Here is a 10352-nt window from a genome sequence, read left to right as displayed (position 1 = left end):
CGCTCCGACAGTAGGTCTTCCACGTTCCGCAGCGAAAGCGGAAAACGAACGTACATCATTACCACGAGGCGGATCACCTCCGGCGAAGAATGGAAATACCGGAACGGGTTGGCTGGTTTCTTGGCTCGGGACATCCGCTTCCCCTACCCTGCACCGAGGCTTTTGCCAGAGGTACCATCCTTCTGACAGTGCCATCTCAGGCGAACCGTGACGCTTCAGCGTGTTTTTCATGAAATGCAGGGCGGCAGCCTTGTCCCTCTTTTTGTAACGTAGCTTTCGAGCACCTCACCATCGTGATCGACGGCACGCCAAAGGTACATCATCTCGCCGTTTATGCGGACGTACATTTCGTCCAAGTGCCAGTTCCAATGGCGAAAGCCGCGCATACGATCTACGCGCTGGCGACGGATGTCCGCCGCGGGCACTGAATACGAAGCGCTAGCAGGTAAAGAGATCACGTTGCCGACGTCGCAATCTGACTACCCGAGTGAGCTAGCTCTCGAGTGGCATCTCGTTGAGCACAGTTGGGGGAAAAGAATGACTTCCGGGTCAAGTGTCTTGAAAACTTGGAAGATTAAGGCGTATCGAAAGACTGCGAGAGGCCGCAAACGTTGGCTGATGGCTGCCCTTAAGCCGATTGCGGTCGATCCGCTATTGAGTTCGCAAGTCCCTGGAGCTGCACTCCAGCCAACGACCCATCCGTTCATCAGACCAAAATCGGCGTGATCGATAGCGCGGCAACCGTCGAACCGGGCTACCGAAGCGCAAGCTCACTTTTGTCGAGTGGTATGGTGTTTCTCTGGACCGTAGCAGCAATCTACCTCTCTCAGGACTTCTTCGGTCGGTCCGGTCTCCCCCGATATGATCGAGATATCGCCTGTGCTTTCCAAAACCATCGAACGAACATGGGATAGGTCGCGAATACCCTGCAAGCGGATCTCGTATAGTACATCGCTTTCGCTCACGCGCGTTTTAGCAAGCGCGCCTTCCAGTATCTTACCATCATGCATCAGCATGACCGGATCGTTCTCAATCATAAGCTGGAAGGTCCGCGATCCGCGACGTAGCCGCGCCAAAATCACCTGCGCTATCAGTAAGGCGAGAATCGCACTCAAAGCCTGGACCAGCGCTATCCAATCGGTAACGGTTGCCGCCGACGCGAGCAGCGAACCGGTTGCCAGCGTGATAACGAAATCGAAGGCGGTCATTTTCGAAAATGTTCGCAAACCGATCACACGAACGAGAAGAATAACCCAAACCAGCGTAACGAGGCCAAGCGCCACGCCGCGGATGATTGCGTCAGGATAGTCGCTTAGTCCGAACATCCTTTGATTTCCTCAAATTTGGTTGAAGGGGCGAATGGGTTCGGTACGTCAGTATCAGGCCAAGGTGCACGCTGTAACCGCACGCTCGCCTAAGCGATCGATTCCCAGGTGATTTTCGATGGTCGGCTATCGCGCGGGTTGCAGATCGGCGAAATATGGGCCGCTTCCGGTCTAACAGCTTCTGGACGGCACGAAAAGATAGCCGACATATTTTCATTCTCCGGACCACTTGAACAGTGCGGCACGTCCGCTAAGCAGCAGCAAGCGAAGCGGCTCGAATAAGGAAATGACGACGCCATGGACACGATAGGCTATCCGTCGACGAGTGAGCTGACTCAGGGCACCATCTTTACCTGTGCGGCGTCCGAGGACTATCGCGATGCAGCTCCTCGTGGCCTAGTGATCACCGCCCGCTGCGATGTAGCGCACGGCAAGGCTCCGGTAATCAGCTATGTGCCGTTGATCAATTTTCGTGCGTGGCTGTTTTGCGACGGACTGAGACTTCTAGCTTCGCGCGTCCTCGCCGCGAGCTTGGGAGCGATGAGATCCGCGCTGCGCGACGCCGGGCTGGCAGAGTCCATGCTTGATACGCTTTCCCTTCAGACGGTGCGTGAGCACCTGGCAGAGATGACCGCGAAATCAGAGCGGAACGCTGCCAAGAGGTACTTCACCGCCGAGACGCAAAAGGAGGCGGCCGAGGCGGCGCTTATCGCTGCACCGGGGGCGAAGCCCGCAGCGGACTTGTTCGACAAACAGCCAAAGCAATACCAGCAGATGATACAGGAGCTGCTTTCGAATGGTCTCTTGGATTACCACTTCGTCGAGCGCTCCGAGCCCGGTGAGGACTGCGAGGGCTATGTGGCGCTGTTGCGCGAGATACGATACCTTCCTGTCGCGCTGGCAGGCGAGCTAAAGGACGGAATCGATTTCCGACGTTTCTCAGAGCTTTGTCGCGGCCAGCCCAGGTATGCCGACAAGCTAACCATTACCAATGAAGAGCATTATGCGATGCCCATCGGCATATTGCGATCTCCGTTCATCGAGCTGTTCATGCAGCGCTTCACGAGCCTGTACGCCAGGATCGGCGTCACGGATTTCTCGCCTGAATTGATGAAGACGTTGCGCGGAATAATACCATTCAATCTCGGAGACGCTTCATGACCTTTCTCGCATTTAGACGAGACGCGGCGGAGGACATTATCGCGGAGCGCGTCCTTCAGTCGACCGACTTTCCGCAAGGCTGCCAACTTGCCCGCCACCTCAAATCAGGATCGATCGACGACATTGGGCCAAGAATCTCGACTTCGAAGACCAAGCACGGAGTAGTCGCCTACGGCAAGGACGCCGCGGAGCATCGCTACGTGGTCTTCGACCTTGACCAGAGCCACATCTTCTCTGATGCCACGAACGACCAAGCTATCCTCTACCTCCAGCGTGTTCTGCGCTTTGCCATCAAGTTCTGGGACAAAGGCGTCCTGACCCCGGCCGAAAAGGTCCTGAGCGCGAGCACAGCGGCAGTGTTTCCGTATCCGATGAGCCAGAAGACGGGGGTGCGAATTTCGCTCGACCTCAATCCAGACGTGGACAGGCTGGCCAAGCGCGGCAAATCTGGGCGTTACCTTCTCGCCTACAAGATCGGGACCAATCGGGGAGACGGTCCGCAGGAGACGGCGAGCGTCACGACGTTCCGCAAGTTTCTGGATGACCTTGACGGGCTCGGGCCGAGGCTCGCGGCCTCGGCGAGGCAGCTCGCGCCATCATGGGAAACGAATTTTTCAAGCACTTCTTTAGGACCGATCACCTCCAAGGTCGACATCCATCAAGGCTATGAGACCTGGATGCGGCTGCTCACAGAGGACCAGAAAAAGTTCATCGGGGCGTCCTTGGTACATCCGGTCAGGATCGATGGACCGGCGGGGACGGGAAAGACCGCGTCGTTGTCGCTTGCCGCGATCAATTCGATGCGAAAGGCCGCGAGCGAGGACCGGGAATTTCAGGCCATCTTCATCACCCACAGCGAAGCGAGCCGACGCAACATCACGACCGTTCTTGAGGCGATGGGCGGCGAGGAATTCATGCCCGACCAGCCATCGATCCGGCGTTTGCGGGTCGAGACATTGCAGGGCTACTGCAGCGGCCTGCTGAGGCAGGACATTTCCGAAACGGAGTTTGTCGACACGGACGCGTACGACGCAAAACAGCTGCAACTGATGTACGTCGACGAAGCGCTGAGGCAGGTCCGCGACGAATTCACCTCCTACGCGAAATTCATGTCGCCTGATTTTAAGGCCTACATGGAGGGAGAGGAGGACGAATTTAAGCTCCCGCTTATTCAGCACGAGATCTCCGTTGTGATCAAAGGGCGTGCCAAGGAGAATCTGGAGACATACAAAAAAATCCCCCCCATCCCGTCTGCGCTGCCGGTGAGCAGCGAGGGCGATAAGGCTTTCGTCTGGCGGGTTTACGAGCGCTACCGGGAGCAACTCGTGGCCGGCGGGCAATTCGACACGGACGACGTCGTTCTCTCGGCGTTGAGCCAGCTCTCTACGCCGATCTGGCGTCGGCGGCGCGCGCGCGACGGTTTCGATGCCATCTTCGTAGACGAGACGCACCTGTTCAACATGAACGAACTGTCGGTCTTCCACCACCTAACCAGATCGGAGAAGTCGTTCCCAATCGCCTTCGCTGTGGATCGCTCCCAGGCCATAGGCGACAGGGGGTGGGCCGACGACATAGACGTGGCGTCGCTGATGCCATCGTCGGACGAGCGTTCGTCGAGCACGACCATAAATGTGAAGGGCATCTTTCGTTGTTCTCCCGACATCGTGAATCTCGCCTTCGGCATAACGTCGTCCGGAGCGAGCCTCTTTACGAACTTTCAGGATCCTATGGCGCTTGCCCACAGTAATATGACTTTCGAGGAGGAGAAGAAGGCGAAACAGCCGTACTACGTCGAGTACTCAACCGACGCGGCTATGGTGGATGCAGCGCTGTCGGTGGCCGAGGAGATGCGCGTTTCAATGGGCGCGACGAAGGGAGACGTCGCAATCGTCGTGTTCGACGAAAGCCTGTTTCATGATTTCGAGAAGAGATCGATCGAAGAAAACCGGCCGGTTGAAATCCTTAAACACCGCGGCGACCCCGAGGTGGTGAAGCGCGCGAGGAGCGCCGGTCGCTTCGTTCTGTCGCTCCCGGACTATGTGGGGGGCCTCGAGTTCGATGGCGTAGTTCTCGTTGGCGTGGACGACGGGCGGGTGCCTCCATCGCCCAGCAGCCAGCACTCCCAAAGCAAGGCGTATCTTAGCTTCGCGGCTCATAATAAGCTGTACGTCGCCGTTACGCGCGCCAGGTATCAGGTCGCCATTTTGGGCGTGCAGGCGAGAGGGCCGAGCGTCATCCTCAAGAGTGCGCTGGACGCCGGCGCGCTTGAGCGGCGCAATAGCTAGACATAGCGAGGAAGGTTCGACAGCCGAGCAATTTACAATGCAGGGTGAGGCCTGACCGAATCACCCGCGTTCTTGGCCTTTACCTCAGAAATCCGCTGAATCGACACCAACGCCGAGAGAAGCGTTGATGTGATGGGAGTTGCGGTTACATCCTCGGCGGAAACTGCTAATCCGGTTGCACGTCAGCTTTTGGGACGCCCTGAACGTCAAAGAGCGACTGGGGCTGACGTGCTCCCCTGAAATGTGACCATTTTTTGGTAGAGTCCGACGCAAAGGAGTCGGACGACCATGAAGCGAAGTAGGTTCAGCGAAGAGCAGATCATCGCGGTATTGAAGGAGCAGGAGGCTGGTATGCCTACGGCGGAAGTGTGCCGCCGTCACGGGGTCAGCTCGGCCACTTTTTACAAGTGGAAGTCGAAGTTCGGTGGGTTGGAGGTCTCCGATGCCCGTCGGCTGCGGACGCTCGAGCAGGAGAATGCCCGGCTGAAGAAGCTGCTGGCCGAGGCGATGCTCGACAATGTCGTGTTGAAGGGTCTGGCATAAAAAAAATGGTAACGCCCGGCGCGAAGCGGAAAGCCGTCGCCCATGCCCGTGAACAGCACGGGCTGAGCGAGCGTCGGGCGTGCAGTCTGGTCGGCGTAAGCCGCAGGGTGATCCGTTACGAGCCGACGAGGCCGGATGATGGGGCGCTGCGGCAACGGTTGCGCGAGCTGGCGGCGGAGCGTCGCCGGTTCGGCTATCGCCGCCTGGGCTACCTGCTGGCGCGGGAAGGCATGAGGCCCAACCACAAGAAGCTGCTGCGCATCTACCGCGAGGAAGGGTTGCGGGTGCGCCGTCGTGGCGGCCGGAAACGGGCGCTGGGCACGCGAAGGCCGATGGTGCTGCCCGATGGACCGAACCAGCGTTGGTCGCTCGACTTCGTCTCCGACAGCCTGATCTGCCGTCGGCGCTTCCGCATCCTGTGCGTAGTCGACGACTTCTCGCGGGAGTGCCTGGCGCTGGTCGCTGACACGTCCCTGTCCGGCGCACGGGTCGCTCGCGAACTGACCAGCCTGATCGGGATGCGTGGGAAGCCGCACACGGTGATCAGCGACAAGGGCACCGAACTGACCTCGTCGGCCATCCTGTGTTTGTCACAGGAACGCGGGTCAACTGGCATTACATCGCGCCGGGTAAGTCGATGCAAAACGGCTTCGTCGAGAGCTTCAACGGGCGCTTGCGACACGAATGCCTCAACGAGACGCTGTTCACCTCGGTCGCCCATGGCCGGTTTGTGCTGTCTGCCTCGCGGCATGATTACAACACGGTCAGGACACACTCGAAACTGGGCGGGAAGACCGCCGCAGAGATCGCTGGCGAACGTGTCTGGGGGCATGCCCCCAGACACGTTGCCATCCCATCAAACATCAATCATGAAGGAGCGAGACTCTACCTCTGAATGGTAACAATCAGGGGAGCACGTCAAAATCCACATAAAATTGGATGGGCATTGGCATCTCTGCACCGGCCCGCTACCCTCGCTGAATGGGGGAGTAAGCCGTTGTATATAAAACACATCCGCATTGAAAATTTTCGTTCGATTAAGCGAGCGGAAGTTGAGCTTGGCCGGACAACGGTTTTGATCGGACCTAACAATGCAGGCAAGTCTGCGGTGCTGGAAGCCATTCGCATTGCTTTAACCCGGCGGTGGGGGCAGCGCGGCACTGGCTTCACTGAGTACGATGTGCATCTTTGTGACACCCGCCTTGACCCGAAGATTGGCGACCCGGTGGTTATTGAGGTTGAACTGCAAGAAGATGAGCCGGGAGAATGGCCCGAGGACCTCGTTAACGAGCTTGAGGACATAACTCAGACTGACCCGTATTCGGGTCGGTCATCAATCTTGATGAGGGTTAGCTGTTCATGGGACGGCGGCGAGGAGAGCTACGTTCCTCGTTGGGAGTTTTTAAACGTTGAGCGGAAGCCGTTGGCAGGACGGGGTGCAAGAGCTGTCAATTTGCAAGAGTTCTTCCGGTTTCTTCCCGTATTCTACCTTGAGGCTTTGCGAGACGCTTCTTCAGAGTTCACCGCAAAAAGTCAGTTTTGGGGGCGCCTTCTTAAGACCGTCCAGATTCCCGAAGTCTTAGAGAAGCGATCGCAACGCATTTTCGACCTTCTGAATACCAAGCTCTTGGACGCTGATCCCCGATTATCTGATCTGTCGCATGGACTATCTAGCATCAGCAAGGTTGCTGCTACCGATGTTCCAGGCGAGGCCGATCTCCGAATTCTACCACTGAATACATGGGACATTCTGTCTAAAGCAGAGGTCATTTATCGAACCGAAATCGCTAAGCCGTGGCTTCCGCTTCCGCGACATGGTCAAGGCGTTCAGAGCCTTTCGGTGATGTTCCTTTTCAAAGCTTTCGTTGAGCTACTGCTAACTGACCTCTATCATCCGGACAGTACCGCCGTGCTCGCACTTGAGGAGCCCGAAACGCACCTGCACCCTCAAGCAGCCCGAAGCCTCTGGCGTCACATCGCTGAGCTCCCCGGTCAAAAGATAGTGACTACCCATTCGCCCTACTTCCTTCAGCACGTTCCCTTCCGTGACATTCGCGTGGTGCGGATGGAGGCTGATGGCACGACGGTTCGTTCACTTCCTCGTGATTACCGCGCAACGGTGCCTCACATTCCAGCGGTCGATGCAGTTGTTGCGAAGGCGCCTGAACTGCTTTCGTATGATCGCGGCGTCGGTCAACTGATCGTAAAGGGCACGCTGACGCAGAACCTGTATCGTGACCTACTCATTGCGTATGCTGGCCGACCGGATACAGTCGCACTTCATGCTCAACTTAAGGCAACCTTTGCCGCGTCGCAGTGCTTCGTGCCGGACGATGAGCTGGAGAAGCTGGAGACGTTCGCGCGGCGCATCCGAGGTGAGATATTCTTCGCCCGTCGCTGGTTTCTCGTTGAGGGACAATCGGATTATCACTTAATGCATGGCTTGGCCGAGGGGCTAGGCTACAATTTAGATGAACACGGCGTAGCGGTCATCGACTTTCAGAACTGCGGCAATCCTGAAAGCTTTGCCATCCTAGCCCGAGCACTTGGGTACCCGTGGTATATGGTCGTTGATGGCGATAGTGCGGGTCACAAATACATCGCAGATGTGACGGGTCGAGGATTCAGCGGCGTGGAAATGGCGGCTCGAGCCGTCGCCCTTCCCGCAGGAGATATCGAGGCAGAGCTGGTCGCAGCTGGCCTAGATGTCGAACTTCGAGAAATATGCGCCGAGCTTGGCGTTATAGGCGCAAACGCACTCACAGGAAACGACTTGGCCGAAGCGCTGAGGGGACTGAAGACGCGATACTCGCCGCTACTGGCACGGCGTTGTGCTAACGACTCCACCTTCGCTCTGCGGATGCCTCAGACGCTTCGCGATGCGATTACGAATCTGAGAGGGTTGGCGTGACTGAATTGTCAAAGGCTCTTGCCGAACTGACACCGGCACAGGCCGCAGCGGTAGGCTGGGGCAACGGTCCTATGTTCGTGCTGGCTGGACCCGGGTCGGGTAAAACTCGCGTCCTTACAACGCGCATCGCGAAACTCCTGTCAGACGCGCCAGACCGCTCCTTCCGGATCATGGCCCTTACGTTCACGAACAAAGCCGCTGACGAAATGGCCTCTCGTGTCGCCGCACTCGTGCCAAACCAAGAACGAAGGGCGTTGGTAGGCACCTTTCACTCATTTTGCATGATGCTGCTACAACAGCACGGCTCGCATATCGGCATCCAATCCGACTTCGCGATCTATTCCCTCGACAGCGACAGAGAGGACATCCTGCGAGACGCGCTCGGGTACGCCAACTCAGCTTATGACGAGGCGAAGCTCCTTTCAGCCATAGATAAACTTAAGTCGAGATTAATCCTTCCTGAGGGATGCGCACGCTTCTTCCACGACGCTACGGTGGGTCGTCGAGTGGAGTTGGCCTATACCTCGTATGATAATGCTCTTCGAGCCGGCAATGCGTTGGATTTCGGCTCTTTGATTGCCCAATCTTACAAGCTCATCTCGGAGTACCCCGGAGTTGCAGCACGGTATCGTAAAACTTACGCCTATTGGATGTTCGACGAGTTCCAGGACACGACGGACGGACAATATCGATTGATTAAAGCCTTAGCAGGAGACGACTTCAAGAACATCTTCGCCGTCGCTGACGACGATCAAATCATATATCAATGGAATGGGGCCAGCTATCAACAGATCCAGAGGTTCAGGATTGACTTTCAGCCACAAGAGCTTCAGCTTCCTACCAACTATCGATGCCCTCCCGCGATTGTGGCGGCTGCAAACCGATTGGTTGTGCACAACTCACAGCGAACTCTGGACAAGAGTGCCCTTGAGGCCGGGAAAGTTTCGCTAAAATACCCGGATATTGAGCACATACAGGTGCATCGATACTCTTCCGACTCTGTGGAAGCCGAGCGGATTGCCGGTGGCATTGCAGCCACCGAGCCGGCGAGGCGCGGCGAGGTGGCGGTCCTCGCTCGCACTCGCGCTATACTCGAGAAAGTGCATTCGGCCTTGGCCGATAAGGGCGTGTCTAGCGTGATCGCTCAGCGTCGCGACGAGTTTAGTTCGCCACAATTCCAATGGCTCTCAGCTGCTCTCAGGCAAGCCTCTCGGCCCCTCGATCGGCGTGCCTTGGAACTGCTCGTCGGCGCCTTTAACCGCTGGTTTGGTTTGAACGTTCGTGCTGACGACCTGAAAATGTCCGCTGAGCTGACAGGTCGCTCTTATCTTGATGAGTGGGCGGCGGCGGTTGGTGCCGAGGAAGGCTCCGAAGTAACATCATTCATCGAACTGGCTACGGAGTTGGGCAAACAGCCTGCAGCGTACCGTAAGCTGATCGATCAGTTCCTCGCCCAAGTGGAGAGCTCGCCGGATCAGCCAATCGATCTTACAGAGGACCTCAGCGCTTGGACCGACCTGACGCGTGCGATCGGCAAGTCAGTCGGTCGTGAGGCTCCGTTAGAACTATTCTTACAAGAGCTTGCGATGCGCTCCAAAGAGCCTCCCGTTGGCCCAGCGGTCGTGACTCTCATGACCATTCATGCCGCGAAAGGCAAAGAGTTCGATCACGTGTACCTCGTCGGCTTGGCTGAGGAAGTCCTGCCAAGCTTCCATAGCCTGAAGGCGGGAGAAACCAGCGCTGAAATGGAGGAAGAACGTAGGAACTGCTTCGTTGCTATTACGCGTGCCCGCGAGTGGCTCTGCCTGTCTTATGCAGATTCATACCGTGGTTGGGGTAAGCAACCGTCTCGCTTCTTGCAAGAGATGGGTCTAGCGCTGCCGGTGAGCGCGGAAGCTTAGCTGTTTGGCAGCTGCACTGAACAAATGCCTAATCACGCGGCTTTTGCCGATGACTGTCAGAATCAAGCAAGCCGACTGACTTTGGCGGTGAGTTGTGGTTCTCTGTTCCCCGTCAGCACCCATGGCACAGATTTGAGGTTGTAAATTAAGTGTCCGTCGTCAGAACATTTGGCACAAGTCGCGGCGTAAATTAGCGGAGTGCGGGCCTCGTCTCAGGGTTGATGTT

The 10352-nt window shown here is 57.1% G+C and carries 6 protein-coding genes and 1 pseudogene; 5 read left to right on the top strand and 2 right to left on the bottom strand.

Translation table 11 applies throughout. The features are described from left to right. Positions 1–227: 227 nt before the first annotated feature. Positions 228–320 (bottom strand): hypothetical protein, encoded by a 93-nt coding sequence (locus tag Q0897_RS15580; RefSeq protein ID WP_299310293.1) that lies wholly within the window; start codon positions 318–320, stop codon positions 228–230. A 450-nt stretch (positions 321–770) separates the two neighbouring features. Next, positions 771–1325 (bottom strand): YetF domain-containing protein, encoded by a 555-nt coding sequence (locus Q0897_RS15575; protein WP_299310292.1) that lies wholly within the window; start codon positions 1323–1325, stop codon positions 771–773. Positions 1326–1622: 297 nt separating this feature from the next. Here Q0897_RS15575 and Q0897_RS15570 point away from each other — a divergent pair, with 297 nt between their 5' ends. From Q0897_RS15570 to Q0897_RS15550, 5 genes and pseudogenes are all read left to right on the top strand, one after another. Beyond that, positions 1623–2486 carry a hypothetical protein gene (locus Q0897_RS15570; RefSeq protein ID WP_299310291.1) on the top strand — a complete coding sequence of 288 codons (864 nt, stop codon included), beginning with the start codon at positions 1623–1625 and terminating at the stop codon, positions 2484–2486. Next, on the top strand, positions 2483–4771 hold the full coding sequence (locus Q0897_RS15565) for a UvrD-helicase domain-containing protein (RefSeq protein ID WP_299310290.1): 2289 nt from the start codon (positions 2483–2485) through the stop codon (positions 4769–4771). Before Q0897_RS15570 ends, Q0897_RS15565 begins: the two co-directional genes overlap by 4 nt. A 288-nt stretch (positions 4772–5059) precedes the next feature. After that, a pseudogene (locus Q0897_RS15560) lies at positions 5060–6209 on the top strand (IS3 family transposase). A gap of 102 nt (positions 6210–6311) precedes the next feature. Next, positions 6312–8225 (top strand): AAA family ATPase, encoded by a 1914-nt coding sequence (locus Q0897_RS15555; protein ID WP_299310289.1) that lies wholly within the window; start codon positions 6312–6314, stop codon positions 8223–8225. Then, complete coding sequence (locus tag Q0897_RS15550) at positions 8222–10126, top strand: ATP-dependent helicase (RefSeq protein WP_299310288.1); 1905 nt, start codon at positions 8222–8224, stop codon at positions 10124–10126. Before Q0897_RS15555 ends, Q0897_RS15550 begins: the two co-directional genes overlap by 4 nt. Positions 10127–10352 lie beyond the last annotated feature (226 nt).

The organism is uncultured Croceicoccus sp. (assembly GCF_947496385.1).
Taxonomy (GTDB): Bacteria; Pseudomonadota; Alphaproteobacteria; order Sphingomonadales; family Sphingomonadaceae; genus Croceicoccus.
Note: the sequence above shows the minus strand (reverse complement) of the source record. Positions and strands in the feature narration are given on the sequence as shown.

Bases quoted from the DNA above. Each gene is read 5' to 3' on its own strand.
- Q0897_RS15575 (WP_299310292.1), bottom strand. From the start codon at position 1,325: ATGTTCGGACTAAGCGACTATCCTGACGCAATCATCCGCGGCGTGGCG.
- Q0897_RS15570 (WP_299310291.1), top strand. From the start codon at position 1,623: ATGGACACGATAGGCTATCCGTCGACGAGTGAGCTGACTCAGGGCACC.
- Q0897_RS15565 (WP_299310290.1), top strand. From the start codon at position 2,483: ATGACCTTTCTCGCATTTAGACGAGACGCGGCGGAGGACATTATCGCG.
- Q0897_RS15580 (WP_299310293.1), bottom strand. From the start codon at position 320: ATGTACCTTTGGCGTGCCGTCGATCACGATGGTGAGGTGCTCGAAAGC.